At 61.4% G+C, this 22579-nt stretch carries 19 protein-coding genes; 7 read left to right on the top strand and 12 right to left on the bottom strand.

Annotated features, from left to right (window positions below):
* Positions 1-2 precede the first annotated feature (2 nt).
* Together HX793_RS03795 and HX793_RS03790 are read right to left on the bottom strand one after the other, a co-directional pair.
* Positions 3-1979 carry a methyl-accepting chemotaxis protein gene (locus HX793_RS03795; protein ID WP_177097194.1) on the bottom strand — a complete coding sequence of 659 codons (1977 nt, stop codon included), beginning with the start codon at positions 1977-1979 and terminating at the stop codon, positions 3-5.
* 177 nt (positions 1980-2156) lie between these two features.
* The gene (locus tag HX793_RS03790; protein WP_016975905.1) at positions 2157-3077 is read right to left on the bottom strand and encodes a LysR substrate-binding domain-containing protein; all 921 of its coding nucleotides are present in this window, start codon (positions 3075-3077) and stop codon (positions 2157-2159) included.
* A gap of 152 nt (positions 3078-3229) precedes the next feature.
* On the opposite strand from HX793_RS03790, the gene HX793_RS03785 reads away from it, so the two are divergent.
* Entirely contained in the window at positions 3230-4642 is a 1413-nt protein-coding gene (locus HX793_RS03785; RefSeq protein WP_177097196.1) for a NorM family multidrug efflux MATE transporter, read from the top strand.
* Here the strand turns inward: HX793_RS03785 and HX793_RS03780 are convergent.
* Positions 4639-6312, bottom strand: coding sequence for a putative bifunctional diguanylate cyclase/phosphodiesterase (locus tag HX793_RS03780; RefSeq protein ID WP_095013984.1), 1674 nt, complete (start codon positions 6310-6312; stop codon positions 4639-4641). The genes HX793_RS03785 and HX793_RS03780 overlap by 4 nt on opposite strands.
* A gap of 255 nt (positions 6313-6567) precedes the next feature.
* On the opposite strand from HX793_RS03780, the gene rep reads away from it, so the two are divergent.
* A complete protein-coding gene (gene rep, locus HX793_RS03775) occupies positions 6568-8577 on the top strand; it encodes a DNA helicase Rep (RefSeq protein ID WP_016975907.1) in 2010 nt (669 codons plus the stop codon).
* A gap of 58 nt (positions 8578-8635) precedes the next feature.
* A complete protein-coding gene (locus HX793_RS03770) occupies positions 8636-9208 on the top strand; it encodes a xanthine phosphoribosyltransferase (protein ID WP_025856334.1) in 573 nt (190 codons plus the stop codon).
* Positions 9209-9316: 108 nt separating this feature from the next.
* Here HX793_RS03770 and HX793_RS03765 read toward each other — a convergent pair whose 3' ends face one another.
* From HX793_RS03765 to dadA, 6 genes are all read right to left on the bottom strand, one after another.
* Positions 9317-11239: an acetyl-CoA hydrolase/transferase C-terminal domain-containing protein gene (locus HX793_RS03765; RefSeq protein ID WP_177097197.1), complete on the bottom strand. Its 1923-nt coding sequence runs from the start codon at positions 11237-11239 to the stop codon at positions 9317-9319.
* Between the two features lie 133 nt (positions 11240-11372).
* Complete coding sequence (locus HX793_RS03760; RefSeq protein ID WP_016975909.1) at positions 11373-11786, bottom strand: c-type cytochrome; 414 nt, start codon at positions 11784-11786, stop codon at positions 11373-11375.
* A 181-nt stretch (positions 11787-11967) separates the two neighbouring features.
* Positions 11968-12516: a cupin domain-containing protein gene (locus HX793_RS03755; protein ID WP_003176893.1), complete on the bottom strand. Its 549-nt coding sequence runs from the start codon at positions 12514-12516 to the stop codon at positions 11968-11970.
* A gap of 116 nt (positions 12517-12632) precedes the next feature.
* Entirely contained in the window at positions 12633-13706 is a 1074-nt protein-coding gene (alr, locus tag HX793_RS03750) for an alanine racemase (RefSeq protein ID WP_177052598.1), read from the bottom strand.
* 79 nt (positions 13707-13785) lie between these two features.
* On the bottom strand, positions 13786-14139 hold the full coding sequence (locus HX793_RS03745; RefSeq protein ID WP_177052597.1) for a RidA family protein: 354 nt from the start codon (positions 14137-14139) through the stop codon (positions 13786-13788).
* Positions 14111-15412, bottom strand: a complete 1302-nt coding sequence (gene dadA / locus HX793_RS03740) for a D-amino acid dehydrogenase (protein ID WP_177052596.1) — start codon at positions 15410-15412, stop codon at positions 14111-14113. The genes HX793_RS03745 and dadA overlap by 29 nt, the downstream gene beginning before the upstream one ends.
* A 156-nt stretch (positions 15413-15568) precedes the next feature.
* Between dadA and HX793_RS03735 the strand changes: the two genes are divergently transcribed.
* Positions 15569-16057, top strand: coding sequence for an Lrp/AsnC ligand binding domain-containing protein (locus HX793_RS03735; RefSeq protein ID WP_003176896.1), 489 nt, complete (start codon positions 15569-15571; stop codon positions 16055-16057).
* An 8-nt stretch (positions 16058-16065) separates the two neighbouring features.
* Here the strand turns inward: HX793_RS03735 and HX793_RS03730 are convergent, their stop codons facing one another.
* A complete protein-coding gene (locus HX793_RS03730; protein WP_016975913.1) occupies positions 16066-16419 on the bottom strand; it encodes a YkgJ family cysteine cluster protein in 354 nt (117 codons plus the stop codon).
* A 115-nt stretch (positions 16420-16534) separates the two neighbouring features.
* Between HX793_RS03730 and HX793_RS03725 the strand changes: the two genes are divergently transcribed.
* Positions 16535-17827 (top strand): NAD(P)/FAD-dependent oxidoreductase, encoded by a 1293-nt coding sequence (locus HX793_RS03725; protein ID WP_177052595.1) that lies wholly within the window; start codon positions 16535-16537, stop codon positions 17825-17827.
* A 1-nt stretch (position 17828) separates the two neighbouring features.
* Here the strand turns inward: HX793_RS03725 and HX793_RS03720 are convergent, their stop codons facing one another.
* Entirely contained in the window at positions 17829-18053 is a 225-nt protein-coding gene (locus HX793_RS03720) for a DUF1127 domain-containing protein (RefSeq protein ID WP_016975915.1), read from the bottom strand.
* Positions 18054-18220: 167 nt separating this feature from the next.
* Between HX793_RS03720 and HX793_RS03715 the strand changes: the two genes are divergently transcribed.
* Both HX793_RS03715 and HX793_RS03710 read left to right on the top strand, forming a co-directional pair.
* The gene (locus tag HX793_RS03715; protein WP_177097200.1) at positions 18221-19645 is read left to right on the top strand and encodes an aminotransferase-like domain-containing protein; all 1425 of its coding nucleotides are present in this window, start codon (positions 18221-18223) and stop codon (positions 19643-19645) included.
* Between the two features lie 62 nt (positions 19646-19707).
* Complete coding sequence (locus tag HX793_RS03710) at positions 19708-21276, top strand: phospholipase D-like domain-containing protein (RefSeq protein WP_177097238.1); 1569 nt, start codon at positions 19708-19710, stop codon at positions 21274-21276.
* Between the two features lie 90 nt (positions 21277-21366).
* On the opposite strand, the gene HX793_RS03705 is transcribed toward HX793_RS03710, so the two are convergent.
* The gene (locus HX793_RS03705; protein ID WP_177097202.1) at positions 21367-22509 is read right to left on the bottom strand and encodes an MFS transporter; all 1143 of its coding nucleotides are present in this window, start codon (positions 22507-22509) and stop codon (positions 21367-21369) included.
* Positions 22510-22579: the final 70 nt, after the last annotated feature.

Genomic DNA, 22579 nt, shown 5'->3' with positions numbered 1-22579 from the left:
TCTTAACGAAACCGATCCACCTCATGCCGCAAGCCTGCCGCCAGGGTCTCCAGTTCCTTGGCGGTGATCGCCAGGTTCGACACCACTTCGCGCTGCTCGCTGTTGGCCAGCGCGATGCTCTGCAGGTTGCTGCTGAGCAAGGTTGCGGTGCTGCTCTGCTCCTGGGTGGCAGTGGTAATCGCCGCGAACTGCTGACCGGCCGAGCGGCTTTGCTCGTCGATGCGCGCCAGGGCCGACGCCACGTCGGCGTTACGCGACAGGCCTTCCTGCATCAACACATTGCCGCGCTCCATGGTGCTGATGGCGTTGCCGGTTTCCTGCTGGATACTCTGGATCATCCCGGAGATCTCGTCAGTGGCCTCTCGGGTACGCGACGCCAGGTTGCGTACCTCATCGGCGACCACGGCAAAGCCTCGGCCTTGCTCACCCGCACGTGCGGCTTCGATGGCGGCGTTGAGTGCCAGCAGGTTGGTTTGCTCAGCAATCGAGGTGATCACACCGACGATCCCGCCGATTTCCTGGGAGCGCTGGCCGAGCGTGTTGATCACCGTGGCCGTGCTGTTCAGAGCAGTGGCGATGTGTTCCAGGGACGACGAAGCCTCTTGCATCGAGTTGCGCCCGATACGGGTTTGCTGGGCGTTTTCCTGGGCCAGCCGTTCGGTGCTGCCCATATTGTCGGCGATGTTCAGCGAGGTGGCGCTGAACTCTTCCACGGCGCCGGCCATGCTGGTGATCTCGCCGGACTGCTGCTCCATGCCTTCATACGCGCCACCGGACAACCCGGACAACGCCTGGGCGCGGCTGTTGACCTCTTCGGCCGCCTTGCGGATATGCGAGACCATGGTCGACAGCGCTTCACCCATCTGGTTGAAGCTGCGCGCCAGTTGGCCGATTTCGTCATGGCTGGACACATTCAGGCGTGCGCTCAAATCACCCGCACCCAAGGCTTCGGCCTGGCGCACCAGGTCGCCCAACGGCGCTAATTTGCTACGCAGCAGCCAAACCGTTGCGCCGACCGCCAGCAACATGGCCAGGACGCTACCGATCACCAGGCGGATGCCGACGTCCCACGTCACCGAGCGAATCTCAGCCTTGGGCATGCTCGCAACGACTGCCCATGGCCCGCCTTCGAAGGGCACCGAGACGCTGTAGAAGTCTTCGTTCTTGTCCGCCCAGAAGCGGCCCGCACCTGGCGTTTTGGCCAGGTCCAGCATCACTGGGATCGCCTGGTCCAGCGCCTGCACACCCGCCGGCGGCACCAGCCAGCGCTTCTGCTCGTCCAGCAACGCCAGGGAGCCGGTCTGGCCGATACGGAAGCGCTTGAGGTTCTCGAACTGGGCATTCTGCGCATCGGTGTAGTCAAACCCGATGAACAACACGGCGATGACCTGTCCGCTGCTGTCACGCACCGGGCTGTACTGGGTCATGTAGGAGCGGTCAAACAACACCGCACGGCCGATGTAGGTCTGACCGCTGAGCACGCGCTGATAGGCTGGCCCCTGACGATCCAGCACCGTACCGATGGCACGGTTGCCGTCCTGCTTGGTCAAGGAGGTGCTGATACGGATGAAGTCTTCGCCGCTGCGCACAAACACCGTGGCCACGCCGCCGGACATTTGCTTGAACTCATCCACTTCATCGAAGTTGTTGTTCAGCACTTCACTGCCCAGGTACAGGCTAGGGGTCTGTACCCCAGCCACAGTCACCGGCTGGTCTGCATGCACACTCAAGCCCGCGCCGAAGCGCTTTTCAAACAGCCCGCTCAAACGCTGGGTACTTTCGCGCAAGGTGCTGTGGAAGGTATTGAGTTGGTCGGCGAGCAAGCGCGCCTCACTGGCCAGGTGTTCCTCACGGGTCGCGAGGTTGGCGGAGTCGAGAGAACGCAAGGCAAACACCGTACTGCCGCTGATGACGACAGCCAGAATCACGGCTAACGCGAGGCCTAACTGGGAGGCAATCCGAGCACGAGGTTGAGACATGACAGCTCCTGGCCGAGGCCAGGATCATCCTGATCTCATAGCGCTGCTCGGCAAATTATCTAGTGGGAAGCGTTGGTGCACGATGGTTCCAACACACCTACTTCGGCGGGCCGAGGCAATACTTGAGCGAATCACAGGGGTATCGCGCAAACGATTGCACGAACGGTCTGTCGCCGCTCAGTCGAGACGTTCGACCTGGGGCAATTCCATGGCCTTGACCTCTGCCTGCAGAAACTCCGCCAAACGCCGTAATCGCTCGCCGCCGGGGCGGGTTTTCGGCCACACCAGGTAATAATTTTCGCGACTGGCGACCGCCGTCGGCCAGGGCAGGCTCAGCCGCCCTTGGGCCACATCTTCGGCCACCATCAGCAAGTCGCCCATGGAGACGCCGTAACCTCGCGCGGCGGCGATCATGCCCAGTTCGAGGGTGTCGAACACCTGTCCGCCCTTGAGCGATACCTGGGATGACAAGCCCATGCGCTCCAGCCAATTGCGCCAGTCGCGACGGTCGGGCGTGGGGTGCAGCAGTTCGGCGGTGGCCAGGCGCGCCGCATCCCAGGGCCCATCCTCCAGCAGATTTGGCGCACCTACCGGGATCAGCAATTCCGGGAATAGATAACTGGCCTCCCAATCCGCCGGAAAATGCCCGTAGCTCAGCAGTACCGCACAGTCGAACGGCTCCTGGTTGAAGTCCACCTCGTCCACGCTCATCCAGGCGCTGGTCAATTGCACTTCGTTGCCTGGCTGCAACGCCCGGAAGCGGCTGAGCCGCGCCAACAGCCAACGCATGGTCAGGGTCGACGGCGCCTTCATGCGCAGGATGTCGTCTTCTGCATTCAAGGTATGGCAGGCCCGCTCCAGCGCGGCGAAACCCTCGCGTACGCCGGGCAATAGCAGGCGCGCCGCTTCGGTGAGCTGCAAAGTGCGGCCACTGCGCTGGAACAGGCGGCAGGCGAAGTGCTCTTCCAACGTGCGGATATGTCGGCTCACCGCACTTTGCGTAATCGACAACTCCTCCGCCGCACGGGTGAAGGAGTTGTGCCGGGAAGCGGCCTCAAAGGCCCGCAAAGCGTAAAGAGGAGGAAGACGACGGGACATTGGGAAAGCTCCGGCAGCGCAATGCGCAAACCCTACCAGAATCGAACAGGCATGAGTTTTTATCATGTGAATGATCGCATTTATCCCTTTGTGCAATCAGCTGAGAGCGCCGAGAATCAACCCTTCCCCAACTCTCCGACTTCTCGAGTGTGATGATCATGCAACATCCAGCACGTACCGAACTCTGGGCCATTCTGCGGCTGTCAGGGCCGTTGATTGCCTCACAGTTGGCGCACATGCTGATGGTGCTGACCGACACCCTGATGATGGCGCGCCTGAGTCCCGAAGCCCTGGCCGGTGGCGGCCTGGGCGCGGCAAGCTATTCGTTCGTGTCGATCTTCTGTATCGGCGTGATTGCCGCCGTAGGCACGCTTGTCGCCATCCGTCACGGCGCCGGTGATATCGAAGGCGCCACCCGCCTGACCCAGGCCGGGCTGTGGCTCGCCTGGCTGATGGCCTTGGCGGCTGGCTTACTGCTGTGGAACCTCAAGCCGCTGCTGCTGATGTTCGGCCAGACGGAAACCAACGTGCAGTCGGCCGGGCAATTCCTGACGATCCTGCCGTTCGCGCTACCCGGTTACTTGAGCTTCATGGCCTTGCGCGGCTTTACCAGCGCTATCGGCAAAGCCACTCCGGTGATGGTCATCAGCCTCAGCGGCACAGTACTGAACTATCTGCTCAACCACGCACTGATCGAGGGCATGTTCGGCCTGCCCAAGCTCGGCCTGATGGGCATCGGATTGGTCACCGCCATCGTCGCCAACGGCATGGCACTGGCGCTGATGTGGTACATCCGCAGCAACCGCGCCTATGCCGCCTACCCACTGGCCCCCGGCCTGATGCGCCTCAATACCCAGTACCTGCGCGAGTTGTGGCGCCTGGGCCTGCCGATTGGCGGCACCTATGCGGTGGAAGTCGGGCTGTTTGCGTTCGCGGCGCTGTGCATGGGCACCATGGGCAGCACGCAGTTGGCGGCGCACCAGATCGCGTTGCAGATTGTGTCGGTGGCGTTCATGGTGCCGGCGGGGATGTCCTACGCGGTGACCATGCGCATCGGCCAGCATTACGGCGCCGGGCAGTTGCTGCAGGCACGCCTGGCCGGGCGTGTCGGCATAGGATTTGGCGCAGCGGTGATGTTGGGATTTGCCGCCGTGCTGTGGCTTTATTCCGACCCGTTGATCGGGCTGCTCATCGACCATAACGACCCGGCGTTCCACGACGTGATCGTCCTGGCCGTCAGCCTGCTGGCCGTGGCGGCGTGGTTCGAGTTGTTCGACGGCGTGCAAACCATCGCCATGGGCTGCATTCGCGGACTCAAGGACGCCAAGACCACCTTCCTGATCGGGGCGGGCTGCTATTGGCTGATTGGGGCACCGTCGGCCTGGCTGATGGCCTTCACCCTGGGCTGGGGGCCGACCGGCGTATGGTGGGGCTTGGCGCTGGGCCTGGCGTGCGCGGCAGTCAGCCTGACCTGGGCGTTTGAAGCGAAGATGAAGCGGATGATTCGGCAGGAAGGCGCCGAGCCCGAAACCCGTGGTGGGTTCCAGGCTGCACAGCCAGATTAAAGCCCCTCGCCCACGCGGGCTTGCTGGCCATTGCCGAAGGTCAGGTATTCCACCAACTCCGGCAACGGCAGCGGCTTGCTGATCAGGTATCCCTGAGCCTGGTCGCAGCCAAACAGCCTCAACAGCGCAAGCTGCTCCGGCGTTTCCACGCCTTCAGCGACCACTTCGAGATTGAGGTTGTGCGCCAGGTTGATCATGGCGTGCACCAGCTTGCGGTTCTCTTCGCGCTCTTCCATGCCGCCGACAAAGCTCTTGTCGATCTTCAACAAAGCAATCGGCAGGCTGTTGAGGTGCACGAACGATGAGAAGCCGGTGCCAAAGTCATCCAGGGAAAACCGCACACCCAGGCGGCCGAGGGCGTCCATGGTCTGCTTGACCAGGTCGCTGCGGCGCATCACGGCGGTTTCGGTGAGTTCAAACTCCAGCCACTGCGCCTCCACGCCCCGCTCGGCAATCAGCCGACTGAGGGTGGAGAGCAACTGGCTGTCCTGGAACTGGCGGAACGACAGGTTGACCGCCATGTGCAGCGGCGGCAGGCCGCGTTCGCGCAGGTCCTGCATGTCGCGCAGGGCGCGGGAGATCACCCAGTAGCCCAACGGCACGATCAGCCCGCTTTGCTCGGCCAGGGGCACGAACTCACTCGGCGGCAACAGCCCCCGCTCGCCATGCCGCCAGCGCACCAGGGCTTCAAGGCCGACGATGTGCCCGTCGTCCAGGTCCAGGCGCGGCTGGTAATGCAGCTCCAGTTCGTCACGACGCAGGGCACGGCGCAGCTCACTTTCCAGGTCGGCCAGGCTGCGTGCGTTGCGGTTGATGCGTTCGTTGAAAATATGAAAGGTGCAGCCCTGGGTGCTCTTCGCCTGTTGCATGGCGATATGCGCATGCCACATCAGCGGGTCGGCGCCAGCACGTGCGCGGGCATGGGCCACGCCCAGGCTGCAGCCGATCAGCAGGCTTTCGCCATCCACCCAGTAGGGTTCGGCCATGACTTCGGTGATGCGCTCGGCCATCCACTCGGCACGCTGAGGTGCGCGACGGGTGTCGATCAATAGCGCGAATTCGTCACTGCCCAGGCGCGCCAGTTGGTCTCCAACCTCAAGCTGGCTCTTGAGCCGCGAAACCACTTGCAGGATCAGCCGGTCGCCGGCCTGGTGGCCGAGGGCATCGTTGGCGTGACGAAAATTGTCGAGGTCCAAATGGCCGAGGGCCAGGCCACGGCCTTCATTCTCGGCCAGGCGCGCGGTCAGCAGGGTCTGGAAACCCTGGCGGTTGGCGATCCCGGTGAGCGGGTCCTGTTCGGCCAGGCGTTGCAGGGTGTTTTCCAATACACCGCGCTCGCGGACGTGGCGCAGGCAGCGGCGCACTGTGTCAGCATCCAATACATCCCGTACCAGCCAATCGCTGACGCCAAGCGGCGAAACCAACGGTTCCTGCTCCAGCAGCAATACACACGGCAGGCTGCAGCGGCCAGGACCGGGTTGCAGGCTGGGCGTGGTCAACAGCACGGCGCTGTGGTCGTCATCGAACAGACGGCTCACGGACTCCCAATTTGGCGCGCTGATCAGCACAGCCCCATCGCCCATCGGCGCCAGGCACTCGCGCAACAACGCTGCCCACGCGGGCTCATCGGCCAGCAGCAGCAAACGCAAGGGTTCGACAGGCGTAGACAAGCTAGCTCCCTAGACTCTGCAAAATTTCGTGGCGGCGGGCATTATGACGTGCGGCCAGATAATCACCAATGATAGGGGTTATCAAACACGCGAACTGTAAACATTAGTCGCAAATAACCCCGACATCCTGCGGCAAAGTATCAAAACCGGCAAATTTAGATCGAGTGGTACGTCACACTGTCGTTCTGACAGAGCAGAATCCTGCGAGCCTGTTAAAATGCCCGCCCTTTTGAACAACGACTCCTGAAATTCTGTATGTCCCGACTCAATCCCCGGCAGCAAGAAGCCGTGAACTACGTCGGCGGCCCTCTATTGGTGCTCGCCGGTGCAGGCTCCGGCAAGACCAGCGTGATCACCCGCAAGATCGCGCATTTGATCCAGCAGTGCGGCATCCGCGCCCAGTACATCGTCGCCATGACCTTTACCAACAAGGCGGCGCGGGAAATGAAGGAGCGCGTCGGCACCCTGCTCAAGGGTGGCGAAGGCCGCGGCCTCACCGTGTGCACCTTCCACAACCTGGGTCTGAACATCATCCGCAAGGAGCATGTGCGGCTGGGCTACAAGCCGGGCTTCTCGATCTTTGACGAGACCGACGTGAAGTCGCTGATGACCGACATCATGCAAAAAGAGTACGCAGGCGACGACGGCGTGGACGAGATCAAGAACATGATCGGCGCCTGGAAAAACGACCTGATCCTGCCCGCCCAAGCCCTGGAAAACGCACGCAATCCCAAGGAACAGACCGCCGCCATCGTCTACACCCACTACCAGCGCACGCTCAAGGCGTTCAACGCGGTGGACTTCGACGACCTGATCCTGCTGCCGGTGAAGCTGTTCGAAGAACACGCCGACATCCTCGAAAAATGGCAGAACAAGGTGCGCTACCTGCTGGTGGACGAATACCAGGACACCAACGCCAGCCAATACCTGCTGGTAAAAATGCTGATCGGCAAGCGCAACCAGTTCACCGTGGTCGGCGACGATGACCAGTCGATCTACGCCTGGCGCGGCGCCCGCCCGGAAAACCTGATGTTGCTCAAGGACGACTACCCGTCCCTGAAAGTGGTGATGCTGGAGCAGAACTACCGCTCCACCAGCCGCATCCTGCGCTGCGCCAACGTGTTGATCTCGAACAACCCCCACGAGTTTGAAAAACAGCTGTGGAGTGAAATGGGCCACGGCGACGAGATCCGCGTGATCCGCTGCCGCAACGAAGACGCCGAAGCCGAACGCGTGGCCGTCGAAATCCTCAGCCTGCACTTGCGCACCGACCGGCCCTACAGCGATTTCGCGATCCTCTATCGCGGCAACTATCAGGCCAAGCTGATCGAGCTGAAATTGCAGCACCACCAAGTGCCGTATCGCCTGTCGGGTGGCAACAGCTTTTTCGGACGCCAGGAAGTGAAAGACCTGATGGCCTACTTCCGCCTGATCGTGAATCCGGACGACGACAACGCCTTTCTGCGCGTGATCAACGTGCCGCGACGCGAAATCGGTTCCACCACCCTGGAAAAGCTCGGTAACTACGCCACCGAACGCAAGATCTCGATGTACGCCGCCACCGATGAAATCGGCCTGGGCGAACACCTGGACTCGCGCTTCACCGATCGCCTGTCACGCTTCAAGCGTTTCATGGACAAGGTGCGCGAGCAATGCGCTGGCGAAGACCCGATCAGCGCCCTGCGCAGCATGGTCATGGACATCGACTACGAGAACTGGCTGCGCACCAACAGTTCAAGCGACAAGGCGGCGGATTACCGCATGAGCAACGTCTGGTTCCTGATCGAAGCGCTGAAGAACACCCTGGAAAAAGACGAAGACGGCGAAATGACCGTCGAAGACGCCATCGGCAAGTTGGTGCTGCGCGACATGCTCGAGCGCCAGCAGGAAGAGGAAGACGGCGCCGAAGGCGTGCAGATGATGACCTTGCATGCGTCCAAGGGCCTGGAATTCCCCTACGTGTTCATCATGGGCATGGAAGAGGAAATCCTCCCGCACCGCTCCAGTATCGAAGCCGACACCATCGAAGAAGAACGCCGCCTGGCCTACGTGGGCATTACCCGCGCGCGTCAGACGTTGGCCTTCACCTTTGCCGCCAAGCGCAAGCAATACGGCGAAATCATCGATTGTGCCCCCAGCCGGTTCCTGGATGAACTGCCGCCGGACGATCTGGCCTGGGAAGGCAATGACGACACCCCGACTGAGGTGAAGGCCGTTCGCGGCAATACCGCCTTGGCGGATATACGCGCGATGTTAAAGCGCTAGAATCGACTACTTTTTAATCTACTTTCGGCGCGCACCGCGCCATTAGAGGAAGCTTTCCGTGGAAGCACTGCACAAGAAAATTCGCGAAGAAGGCATCGTGCTTTCCGATCAGGTACTCAAGGTCGACGCCTTTCTGAACCACCAGATCGACCCGGCACTGATGAAATTGATCGGCGACGAATTCGCCGCACTGTTCAAGGATTCGGGCATCACCAAGATCGTCACCATCGAAGCCTCCGGCATCGCCCCGGCGATCATGACTGGCCTGAACCTGGGCGTACCGGTGATCTTTGCACGCAAGCAGCAATCCCTGACCCTCACGGAAAACCTGCTGTCGGCGACGGTGTATTCCTTCACCAAGAAGGTCGAAAGCACCGTGGCGATCTCCCCGCGCCACCTGACCAGCAGCGACCGCGTGCTGGTGATCGACGATTTCCTGGCCAACGGCAAGGCGTCCCAGGCGCTGATCTCGATCATCAAGCAGGCGGGCGCGACCGTGGCAGGCTTGGGGATTGTGATCGAGAAGTCGTTCCAGGGTGGCCGTGCGGAGCTGGATGCACAGGGTTACCGGGTTGAGTCGCTGGCGCGGGTGAAGTCGTTGGAAGGCGGCGTAGTCACCTTCATCGAATAATCAACGCCGCACTCGTAGGAGCGAGCTTGCTCGCGAAAAACGCCCAGACGACGCGTTCATCCAGAATGCCCGCGTCATCGTTGACGTCCTTCGCGAGCAAGCTCGCTCCTACAATGCAGAGGCTTGAAGTCCTGCGAGCAAAAGCCGCTGATACAGATCCTCTTTCAGCCCCTCCGGCTTATCCAACCGCATCCGCTCCAGATGCTTGGGAAACGCCTCCGGCTCCGGCGCATCCAACGCCGCCTTGCCCAGTTCCAGAATCTCCGTCAGCTTGAATTTGCTCTTGAGCCAGTTCAACGCACGCAACAGATCGCGCTCTTCATCTGTAAAGTCGCTGCCCAGCGGGTACTCCGGGAACAGCCGGCGATGCCGCGCCTGAATACTTTTGAGCCGTTCCGGCGTGTTATCGGCAAAACGCGGATCCAAGCGGAAATCCTTCGGCAACTTGCCGGCCTTCTGTGCCTGTTCGATCAAATTGTCCTGGAAGCGTGAGTCGGAGATATTGAGCAACGCCTCGATCACCTTGGCATCTGTCTGCCCGCGCAAGTCAGCAATGCCGTACTCGGTAATGACGATATCCCGCAGATGCCGAGGAATCGTGCAGTGGCCATAATCCCAGACGATATTGGAACTCACCTCCCCCGCCGACTCCCGCCAGCTGCGCAGGATCAGGATCGAACGCGCACCTTCCAGCGCATGCCCTTGGGCAACAAAGTTGTACTGTCCGCCCACGCCGCTGAGCACGCGACCGTCCTCCAACTGATCGGCCACGCCCGCACCGAGCAACGTCACCATGATCGAGCTGTTGATAAACCGCGCATCCTGGCGTTGCAGGCGCTTGAGTTCTTCCTGGCCGTGCAGTTCGTTGATATAGCTGATGCGGGTCATGTTGAATTCGAGGCGTTTGGCGTGGGTCATTTCCTGCAGGCGCTGATAGAAACTTCTCGGGCCGAGGAAGAAACCACCATGGATCGATATGCCGTCGGGCTGCGCAGCGTCATCAAGCGTGCCGGCGTTAGCCTGTTCCTGGGTCGCCACGTCGGGGTAGACCTTGCGGCGGATAATCCCCGCATCCGCCAGCACCAACAGGCCGTTGACGAACATTTCGCTGCACCCATAGAGGCCACGGGCGAACGGATCGACGCCGCCTTCATGGCTGATCAACGGCGCCCATTGGTAAACGTCCAGGTCCGTCAGCAACAACCGGTAGGCTTCGTTATCCGCCTGGCGCGCCAACAGCGCGGCGGTCAACGCATCCCCCATGGAGCCGATACCGATCTGCAAAGTGCCGCCATCGCGCACCAGGGTGCTGGCATGCAGGCCGATAAAGTGGTCCTGAAAACCCACCGGCATGTTCGGTGTGGAAAACAGCGTGGTGCTGTCTTTTTCATCGATCAGGTAATCGAAGGCGTCCATGCCCAGCTCGGCATCGCCGGGCATGTAGGGCAAGTCGCTGTGGACCTGCCCGACGATCAGCACGGTTTCACCGGCATCGCGGCGCTTGGCGATCATCGGCAACAGGTCGAGGGTGATATCCGGGTTGCAGCTCAGGCTCAGGCGATCCGGGTGTTCGCTGCTGCTGGCAACCAGCTGCGCGACCAGGTTCAGGCCGGCGGCGTTGATGTCGCGGGCCGCGTGGCTGTAGTTGCTGCTCACGTAGTCCTGCTGCGCCGACTCGCTGTGCAGCAAGCTGCCGGGCTGCATGAAGAACTGCTGCACATGGATATTTTTTGGAAGGCTGTCTTTGTGCAGGTCGGCCAGGAAATCCAGCTCGGGATAATCGCCAAACACCCGCTCGATAAAGGGTTCGAGAAAGCGCTTCTGCAAACCATTGCCCATCGTCGGCCGGCCCAGGCTCAGCGCGGTGTAGATCGTCAGTGCCCGCTCCGGCAACTTGGCGACGCGCCGGTACAGCGCGTTGGCAAACAGGTTCGGCTTGCCCAAGCCCAACGGCATGCCCATGTGGATATGCGCCGGCAACCGCTCCAGCACATCGTCAACTGCTTGCTCGATTGAACACAACTGCACCATCCGACCCTCCTGAACATTCCATGATTAGGGGTTGGACCGAGCTTGCCGGGTCTTTGCTGCAAAGAACAGCGCTGAAACATAAATCACAGATACAAAAAAGCCGCTCGTAAGCGGCTTTTTGACGAAGATCGGTTTATTTCAACCCGGACATCTTCTCGATCGCACCTTTGAGGTCGTCATCCGAGCAGTCGGAGCAGGTGCCTTTGGGTGGCATGGCATTGATGCCCGTAATCGCCTTGGCCAGGATGCCATCCAGGCCGCCTTGATGATCGGCGCGTTCTTTCCAGGCGGCGGTGTCGCCAATTTTCGGCGCGCCCAACAGGCCGGTGCCGTGGCAAGCGTTGCAGTGCTTGGCGATGATCTCATCCGGCGTCTTCGCAGCGCCACCGCCTGCGGCAACCGCCACTTCCATGCCCTTGCACTCCTGGCCCTGGACACACACCTGGCCGACAGGCTCCAGGCGCTTGGCAATGTCATCATTGGTCGCAGCTTGAGCGCTGACAGCCCATAGGGCCAGTACGGTTGCTGGTGCAGCCAGCATTTTCATAATTAGGTTCACGCGTTCACCCTCAATGGTGGCTATTCACGCCTGCGGCCACGGTTTCGCAGGCGGCGAAAGTATAACGGTTAGCCCGCCCGGCCGAAACAACCCTATTAAATAAAGGGAGATTCGGCTTCACGGATACAGCTACGGGAGTCTCTGCAACGCTGGCAGGACGCCTCTTTTCTTAAAAGTTCGCGGGTGTGGCTGCGCTGATTAGTCGCGCCGGCACGTCGAACGGATTGCGAAAACGATGAGGCTTGGTGCTTTCAAAGTAGTAGCTATCGCCGGCTTCGAGCACAAAAGTTTCAAGACCGACCACCAACTCCAGGCGACCTTCCACCAGAATCCCGGTTTCTTCGCCTTCGTGGGTGAGCATTTCTTCGCCCGTGTCGGCGCCCGGTGGGTAGATTTCGTTGAGAAATGCAATCGCCCGGCTGGGGTGCGCCCGGCCTACCAGTTTCATGGTGACGGCGCCGTCAGAGATGTCGATCAGCTCATTGGCTTTATAGACGATCTGCGTCGGTATTTCCTGGAGGATCTCCTCGGAAAAGAACTCGACCATGGACATGGGGATGCCGCCCAGCACCTTGCGCAAGGAGCTGATCGAGGGGCTGACGCTGTTTTTTTCGATCATCGAAATGGTGCTGTTGGTGACACCCGCGCGCTTGGCGAGCTCGCGCTGGGAAAGACCCTTCAGTTTACGGATGGATTGCAGTCGTTCGCCGACGTCCAATGCAGGAGCCTCCTAGGATTCAGGCTTTGTTGTAATTGAGCGTTATCATGGCGACAGCGTTCAGTATTTACAACACTTGGGCCTAAATCCCGGGCGGTTGTGTTCGTACCGGGCGATCAAGCACCGGAATAGAGCCTTGGCACGCGGCGCAGGTTGCAGAACAGTTGGTAGGGAATGGTCTCGGCGGCCACCGCGACATCACTGGCAAGGATGTTTTTACCCCACAGTTCCACGGTGGAACCGAGCCCGGCCTGGGGTACGTCCGTCAGGTCGATGCACAGCATGTCCATGGACACACGCCCCAATAATTGGCTGCGCTGCCCCGCCACCAGCACCGGCGTGCCGGTCGGCGCGTGGCGCGGGTAGCCATCGGCATAACCCATAGCAACCACGCCGATGCGCATCGGCTTGGGCGTGATGAATTTGGCGCCGTAACCCACCGGCTCACCCGCTGGCAGTTCACGCACGCAGATCACCTTGGATTCCAGGGTCATTACCGGCTGCAAACGGGCCGCCACGGCCTGGTCTTCGCCAAACGGGGTGGCACCGTAAAGCATGATGCCGGGGCGCACCCAGTCGCTGGACACATTTGGCCAGCCCATCACCGAAGGTGAGTTCCGCAGGCTGACTTCAGCCGACAAGCCCTGGCGCGCCACCTCGAACACCGCTACCTGCTCATCGCTGCGCACACAGTCGAGTTCATCGGCGCGCGCGAAGTGGCTCATCAACACTATTTTGGCGACTTTGCCACTGGCCAGCAGGCGTTGGTACGCCTCGTGATAATCCTTCGGATGCAGGCCAACGCGGTGCATGCCGGAATCGAGTTTGAGCCAGATAGTCAGCGGTTTGCTCAGCGTGGCCTGTTCGATCGCATCCAACTGCCACAGCGAATGCACCACACACCAGAAGTCATGCTCGATGATCAACGGCAGCTCGTCGGCCTCAAAAAAACCTTCCAGCAACAGCACCGGCGCACGAATCCCGGCGGCACGCAGCTCCAGGGCTTCCTCGATGCACGCCACGGCAAACCCATCGGCTTCGCCTTCCAGCGCCTGGGCCACGCGCACGGCGCCATGCCCGTAGGCATCGGCCTTGATCACGGCAAGGGCCTTGGCCCCCGTGACTTCACGGGCCAATTGGTAGTTGTGGCGCAGGGCTTGGAGGTCGATCAGGGCACGGGCAGGACGCATGGCGGCAGGCTTCTAGGCGGCAGAGTGAAGAAAAACCGGCACCGACTAACAACATCGGCACCGGGAGAGGGATCGTTGTTTAAGGCAGGGCCGCCACGACGGACAGCTCCACCAGGATTCCCGGTTCGCACAGCTTGGCTTCAACGGTGGCGCGGGCAGGCGCGACACCTTTGGGCAGCCACTTGTCCCACACTGAATTCATGCCGGCGAAATCCGCGTCGATGTCTTTCAGGTAGATCGTCACCGACAGCAGCTTGCTCTTGTCAGTGCCCGCCAGGTCGAGCAAACGCTCGATATTGGCCAGGGTTTCACGGGTCTGCTGTTCAATCCCGGCGTTCATGTCGTCGCCGACTTGCCCGGCCAGATACACGGTACCGCTGTGGACAACGATCTGGCTCATGCGCTCATTGGTGAGCTGGCGCTGGATTGACATGTTTTGCAGACTCCTGGTGGTTGCCATAACGGGAAATATCGAGGCCTTCGGCGCTGATCTGCGGAGTTTTCTTCGCCATCAGGTCGGCCAGCAAACGACCGGAACCACAGGCCATGGTCCAACCGAGGGTGCCATGACCGGTATTCAGGAACAGGTTCTTGAACGGGGTGGCACCGACAATCGGCGTGCCGTCGGGCGTGGTCGGGCGCAGGCCGGTCCAGAAACTGGCTTCGGTCAAATCGCCGCCCTGAGAATAAAGGTCGTTGACGATCATCTCCAGGGTTTCGCGCCGACGTGGATTCAGCGACAGGTCAAAACCGGCTATTTCAGCCATGCCACCGACGCGGATGCGGTTGTCGAAACGGGTGATCGCGACCTTGTAGGTCTCGTCGAGAATGGTCGAAGTCGGCGCCATCGCCGGGTTGGTGATTGGCACGGTCAACGAGTAACCCTTGAGCGGGTACACCGGCGCCTTGATCCCCAGCGGCTTGAGCAATTTCGGTGAGTAGCTGCCGAGGGCCAGTACGTAGCGGTCGGCGGTTTCCAGCTTGCCGTCGATCCACACGCCGTTGATGCGGTCACCGGCGTAGTCGAGGCGCTGGATGTCTTGTTCGAAGCGGAACTCCACACCGAGTTGCTTGCACATGTCGACCAGGCGGGTGGTGAACATCTGGCAGTCACCGGTCTGGTCGTTCGGCAGGCGCAAGGCGCCGGCGAGGATATCGGTGACGCTGGCCAGGGCCGGCTCAACGCGGGCAATACCGGCGCGGTCGAGCACTTCAAACGGCACGCCGGACTCCTTCAGCACGGCGATGTCCTTGGCCGCGCCATCCAGTTGCGCCTGGGTGCGGAACAGTTGGGTCGTGCCGAGGCTACGGCCTTCGTAGGCAATGCCGGTTTCAGCGCGCAGTTCGTCGAGGCAGTCGCGGCTGTACTCGGACAGGCGCACCATGCGCTCCTTGTTCACCGCATAACGGTTGGCGGTGCAGTTGCGCAGCATCTGCGCCATCCACAGGTATTGATCGATATCGGCGGTGGCCTTGATGGCCAGTGGTGCGTGGCGTTGCAGCAGCCACTTGATGGCCTTGAGCGGCACGCCCGGCGCAGCCCATGGCGAGGCATAGCCTGGAGACACCTGGCCGGCGTTGGCGAAACTGGTTTCCATGGCAGCGGCGGGCTGACGGTCGACGACCACCACTTCAAAGCCGGCCCGCGCCAAATAGTAGGCACTGGTCACACCAATGACGCCGCTACCCAAGACCAGAACGCGCATTTTTATATCCTCATCGCGGGCATGGCCGCTGACGTGTGTTATTCGAGCAATGATGGGCGCAGTTTAAAAAACAATTGCCAGTGCATTTCACTATATAACTGCCTATATTTGGCGACAATTCTCGGCAAAAACCCTTTTCACAGAGGCGTATCCCCTATGCGTACCAACACCCAGACCAAGCGAGAGCTGGACAAGATCGACCGCAACATCCTGCGCATCCTGCAAACCGATGGGCGTATTTCGTTCACGGAGCTGGGGGAAAAGGTTGGGTTGTCGACTACGCCCTGCACCGAGCGTGTGCGCCGGCTGGAGCGTGAAGGGATCATCATGGGTTACAACGCGCGGCTCAACCCGCAGCATTTGAAGGGTAGTTTGCTGGTATTTGTCGAGATCAGCCTGGATTACAAGTCTGGCGACACCTTTGAGGAGTTCCGCCGCGCGGTGCTGAAACTGCCCCATGTACTGGAATGTCACTTGGTCTCAGGCGACTTCGATTACCTGGTAAAGGCACGGATTTCCGAGATGGCGTCGTACCGCAAACTGCTGGGGGATATCCTGCTCAAGCTGCCTCATGTAAGGGAGTCCAAGAGCTATATCGTGATGGAAGAGGTGAAGGAGAGCCTTAACCTGCCGATTCCGGACTGAAGGGCGGGCTAAACCAAAACCTGCCGCGTGCTCGCCATGTACTCATGGATCTGTTTCTCCACCCGCGGATGAATCAGCTCCACCGGTCGCCGCCCATTCGGGCACGGCAAGGTCTTGGTGGTGCCGAACAGCCGGCAGATCAACGGTCGCTCGTCGTAGACCGTGCAGCCGTTGGGGCCCAGGTGCACACAGTTCAGTTCATCCATGGCCGCATCTTGCTCGGCGGCGGTCTTGCGCGGCAGGCGCGACATTTCCTCGGGCGATGTGGTCACCGGCCCACAGCAATCGTGGCAACCCGGGACGCACTCGAACGAAGGAATCTGCCGACGCAGCGCGCTGATTTTCTGACTGTTGCAACTCATCGAAACACATACCGAACGGCGAATAGGCGTGGATTCTGCCGCAAAACGCCCTGCGCAGACAGCTTCATCCGACCGCTGTATCCTGCGTCAAATTTTCCAAACAGGGAGGCTCCCCATGACTGCCAGCGCCCGGCACACCACTTCCTATTACGCCGCCAGCAGCGTGCCGCAACCCGATTACCCGGTGCTGACAGGCGAAGTGACAGCCGATGTGTGCGTGGTGGGCGGCGGTTTTTCCGGGCTGAACACGGCGTTGGAGCTGGCCGAGCGGGGGTTCAGCGTGGTGCTGCTGGAGGCACGCAAGATCGCCTGGGGCGCCAGCGGACGTAACGGCGGTCAGCTGATCCGTGGCGTCGGCCACGGACTGGACCAGTTCACCAATGTGATCGGCACCGATGGCGTGCGCCAGATGAAGCTGATGGGCCTGGAAGCCGTGGAGATCGTGCGTGAGCGCGTCGAACGCTTCCAGATTCCCTGCGACCTGACCTGGGGTTACTGCGACCTCGCCAACAAGCCTCGCGACCTGCAAGGCCTGGCCGAAGACGCCGAAGAGCTGCGTGGCCTGGGTTATCGCCACGAAGTACGCCTGTTGCAAGCCAACGAGATGAGCAGCGTAATCGGTTCGGACCGCTACGTGGGCGGCATGATCGACATGGGTTCCGGTCACCTGCACCCGCTGAACCTGGCCCTTGGCGAAGCCGCCTCCGCGCAACAACTGGGCGTCAAGCTGTTCGAGCAGTCTGAAGTCACCCGTATCGACTACGGCCCCGAAGTCAACGTGCACACCGCCCAGGGCAACGTGCGCGCCAAGACCCTGGTGCTGGCGTGCAATGCTTACCTCAATGGCCTCAACCCACACCTGAGCGGCAAAGTGTTGCCCGCTGGCAGCTACATCATCGCCACCGAGCCGTTGAGCGAAGTGCAGGCCGCCCACCTGCTGCCGCAGAACATGGCGGTGTGCGACCAGCGCGTCACCGTGGATTACTTCCGGCTGTCCGCCGACCGTCGCCTGCTGTTCGGTGGCGCCTGTCACTACTCCGGGCGCGATCCGAAGGACATCGGCGCCTACATGCGTCCGAAAATGCTCCAGGTTTTCCCGCAATTGGCTGACGTTAAAATCGATTATCAATGGGGCGGCATGATCGGCATCGGCGCCAACCGCTTGCCGCAGATTGGCCGCCTGGCCGACCAACCCAACGTGTATTACGCCCAGGCCTACGCCGGCCATGGCCTCAACGCCACCCACCTGGCGGGCAAGTTGCTGGCCGAAGCCATCAGTGGCCAGCAACAGGGGCGCTTCGACCTGTTCGCCCAGGTGCCGCACATCACCTTCCCCGGCGGCAAGCACCTGCGCTCGCCGCTGTTGGCGTTGGGGATGCTGTGGCATCGCCTCAAAGAGCTGGTGTGATTCAGTCGCGCCAGAAGGGTTTCAGACCTTCCTGGCGCGCCTGTTCGGCGGTCAACCCGACATCGCGCAGTTGTTCGCGAGTCAGATGCAGCAATGCCTTGCGCGTGTGACGACGGTGCCAGAACAGACCCCAGCGGCTGATATCGCGCGGCGCCGTCGCCCGCTCTTGCCCTGCCTGCAGTTCCTGACCGTGTAGCGCCAGCCGCACATCGCTCATGCCGTTCATTTTGCTGCCCCTCATTTGCCTTGTTGCCTTGAGTGACAAGGATGGGCGCAGGGCGAAAACCATTACAGATTCAACCCGACTTTATTAAATCCATACAGATACTGCCTATCGGCGGCTGAATCCTGTATTTTCGAGCTATCTGTAATGGTTTCTCGGGAGCGACCGCCATGACCCTGTACATGAACCTCGCCGAATTGCTGGGTACCCGCATCGAACAGGGCTTCTATCGCCCTGGAGACCGGCTGCCTTCTGTACGGGCTTTAAGCGTGGAACACGGGGTCAGCCTGAGCACCGTGCAACAGGCCTATCGTTTGCTGGAAGACAACGGCCTGGCAATGCCGAAGCCGAAATCCGGCTACTTCGTGCCAGTCGGCCGCGAGTTGCCGGCCCTGCCCGAAGTTGGTCGTCCGGCACAGCGGCCCGTGGAGATATCCCAGTGGGACCAGGTACTGGAGCTGGTTCGCGCAGTCCCGCGCAAAGATGTCATACAGATGGGGCGAGGCATGCCGGATGTTTTGTCGCCGACTCTGAAGCCGCTACTGCGCAGCCTGGCCCGCGTGAGCCGCCGCCAGGATCTGCCGGGGCTTTATTACGACAATATTCTCGGCTGTATGGAATTGCGCGAGCAGGTCGCGCGACTGTCACTGGATTCCGGCTGCCAACTGACGGCCGAGGACATCGTGATCACCACCGGCTGCCATGAGGCGCTGTCCGCCAGCATCCATGCGATCTGCGAGCCTGGCGACATCGTTGCGGTGGACTCGCCGAGCTTCCACGGCGCCATGCAGACGCTCAAGGGCCTGGGCATGAAGGCCCTGGAAATCCCCACCGACCCCATCACCGGCATCAGCCTCGAAGCCCTGGAATTGGCGCTGGAACAGTGGCCGATCAAGGTCATCCAGCTGACCCCCAACTGCAACAATCCCCTCGGCTACATCATGCCCGAGGCACGTAAAAAGGCACTGCTGACCCTGGCCCAGCGCTTTGACGTGGCGATCATCGAGGACGATGTGTATGGCGAGCTGGCCTACAGCTACCCACGCCCGCGCACCATCAAGTCCTTCGATGAGGATGGCCGTGTCTTGTTGTGCAGCTCATTCTCGAAAACCCTGGCGCCGGGCTTGCGCATCGGTTGGGTCGCGCCGGGTCGCTATCTGGAGCGGGTGCTGCACATGAAATACATCAGCACCGGCTGCACCGCGACACAACCGCAGATCGCCATTGCCGAATTCCTAAAAGGTGGCCACTTCGAACCGCATTTGCGGCGGATGCGCACCCAATACCAGCGCAATCGTGACTTGATGATCGACTGGGTCAGCCGTTATTTCCCAGCAGGCACCCGGGCCAGTCGCCCCCAAGGCAGTTTCATGCTCTGGGTCGAACTGCCGGAAGGCTTCGATACGCTGAAACTCAACCGAATTCTGATTGAGCAAGGCGTGCAGGTGGCCGTCGGCAGCATCTTTTCGGCGTCGGGCAAGTATCGGAACTGCCTGCGCATGAACTACGGTGCCAAGCCCACGCCACAGATTGAAGAAGCCGTGCGCAAGGTGGGTGCTGCCGCCATCAAGATGCTGGCCGAGGCCGCCGACTGACCTTTCGCGGGAATTTGCCGTCATATGCCGACAACCGCCCTGATCTGGAAGCAACTCCCTTGATGATTCAACGGCTATTACCGTTTTTCCTGTTGGGAGCCCTGGCCCTGGGCGGCTGCACGACGGTGAGTACTCCGCGCATCCCCAGCGACGCCCTGCCCGCCGCGCAATCGTCGTTCGGCCGCTCGATCCAGGCGCAGGCCGCGCCGTATCAAGGCCGCTCCGGCTTTCGCCTGCTGCCCAACAGCAGCGAGGCGTTCATGGCCCGCGCCGAGCTGATCCGCAACGCCCAGACCAGCCTCGACCTGCAGTACTACATCGTGCACGACGGCATCAGCACGCGCATGCTGGTGGACGAACTGCTCAAGGCCGCCGACCGCGGCGTGCGCGTGCGCATCCTGCTGGACGACACCACCAGCGACGGCCTCGACCAGATCATCGCCACCCTTGCCGCCCATCCCAGGATCGAGATCCGTCTGTTCAACCCCTTGCACCTGGGGCGCAGCACAGGCGTTACGCGGGCCATGGGCCGGCTGTTCAACCTGTCGCTGCAACATCGGCGCATGCACAACAAGTTGTGGCTGGCGGACAACAGCGTGGCCATCGTCGGCGGGCGCAACCTGGGGGATGAGTATTTCGACGCCGAGCCCAACCTGAACTTCACCGACATCGACATGCTCAGCGTGGGCCCGGTGGCCGAGCAGCTGGGCCACAGTTTCGACCAGTATTGGAACAGCGCACTGAGCAAGCCGATTGATGACTTTGTCTCCAACACGCCCTCCAAAGGCGACCTGGCCGCCGCCCGCGTGCGCCTGGAAGCGTCCCTTGCCGAATCACGCCAGCAGAACCACGCGCTGTACAACCGCTTGCGCACCTATCAGACCCAGCCGCGCATGGACACCTGGCGCCGTGAGCTGATCTGGGCCTGGAACCAGGCGCTGTGGGACGCGCCGAGCAAGGTGCTGGCCAAGGCCGACCCGGATCCTCGACTGCTGCTCACCACCCAACTGGCGCCGGAGCTGGAAGGCGTCAATCACGAGTTGATGATGATCTCGGCGTACTTCGTGCCAGGGCAACCGGGGCTGGTGTACCTGACCGGACGCGCCGATGCCGGTGTGTCGGTGAGCCTGCTGACCAATTCCCTGGAAGCCACCGACGTGCCTGCCGTGCACGGCGGTTATGCGCCCTATCGCAAAGCGCTGCTGGAGCACGGCGTGAAACTCTACGAGCTGCGCCGCCAACCGGGCGACCCCAGTGGTGGCAGCGGCCCACACCTGTTTCGTCGCGGCACCTTCCGGGGTTCAGATTCGAGCTTGCACAGCAAGGCGATGATCTTTGATCGGGAGAAGTCGTTTATTGGTTCATTCAACTTCGACCCGCGCTCGGTGCTGTGGAACACCGAAGTGGGTGTGCTGGTCGACAGCCCCGAGCTGGCAGAGCACGTGCGCAACCTGGCGCTGCAAGGCATGGCGCCGCCCTTGAGCTATGAAGCGAAACTGCAGGACGGCCAAGTCGTGTGGGTGACCGAAGACAACGGCCAACTGCACACCCTGACCCGTGAGCCGGGCAGTTGGTGGCGACGATTCAATGCCTGGTTCGCTACCAGCGTCGGCCTGGAGCGCATGTTGTAGGAGCGAGCTCGCTCGCGAAAAACGTTAACGATAACGCCTGCCGTCTGGTTTACCGCGGCGTCCTTGAGTTCTTCGCGAGCAAGCTCGCTCCTACACCGGCTGTGCTGCGCCGAATGCTCCCTGGCGCAGCAACAACAGCACAAGCCCAAGCGCACCAGCCGCCATCAGCAACGGCAACGCATGCCCGCTGATCCACTGGCTCCCAGCGCCGGCCACCAGCGGACCGATCAGGCAACCGATCCCCCACAACTGCGCCACATGGGCATTGGCGCGCACCAGCGCATCGTCGCGGTAACGCTCGCCGATCAGGATCAACGACAGGGTGAACAACCCTCCGGCACTCGCGCCGAACAACACCCAGATCGGCCAGATCAACAGCGTGTGCATCAGCAGTGGAATTGCCAGGCTCGACACCAGCAACAACACCGCACAGCTCAGGAACAGCGTGCGTCGCGGCAGGTAGTCGGCCAATGCCCCGATGGGCAACTGCAGCAGCGCATCGCCGACCACCACTGTGCTGACCATGGCCAGGGCGATTTCGGCGGTGAAGCCTTGTTGCAGGCAATACACCGGCAACAACGTCAGAATCATCGCCTCGAAGGCGGCGAATAACGCCACTGCCCAGGCAATCGCCGGCAGGCTCAGGCAGAAGCGCCACAGGTCGGCGAAAGTCACACTGAAGGACTCGGCGGTGGGCGCGCCGGATCGCCCCAGCAACAGCAATGGCGCCACCACCAACAAGCCCACGCCCACCCAGAAACCGTAGTCATGATCGGTGCCGATCAAGCCCAGCAGCAACGGGCCTGACAGTTGGCTCAAGGCATAACTGCAGCCATACAGCGCCACCAGCCGGCCGCGCCACTGCTCCACAACCAACTGGTTGATCCAGCTTTCGCCGAGGATAAACACGATGGTCAGAATCACTCCGATCATCAGGCGCAGCACCAACCAGACCGGGTAACTGGGCAGGATCGCCAGCAAGCCGATGGACACCGCGCCCGCCCACAGGCACAGGCGCATGAGGTTGGCGGTGCCCAGCCATGAGGCCATGCGACTGGAGACCTTCGCGCCGAGCAGTACGCCAAAGGCCGGCATGGCTGCCATCACGCCGATGGCGAAACTGCCGTAGCCCCAGCTTTCGAGGCGCAGGGACACCAGCGGCATGCTGACGCCCAGGGCCAGGCCGACGCTGAGTACCGAGGCCAGGACGGCGAAATAAGTCGCCCAACGCATGTCCACGCTCCTGTGGATAATTTTCAGGGAGTGCAAAACGAACTGTAGGAGCGAGCTTGCTCGCGAAAAA

The organism is Pseudomonas reactans, from assembly GCF_013387025.1.
Taxonomy (GTDB): Bacteria; Pseudomonadota; Gammaproteobacteria; order Pseudomonadales; family Pseudomonadaceae; genus Aquipseudomonas; species Aquipseudomonas reactans.
Note: the sequence above shows the minus strand (reverse complement) of the source record. Positions and strands in the feature narration are given on the sequence as shown.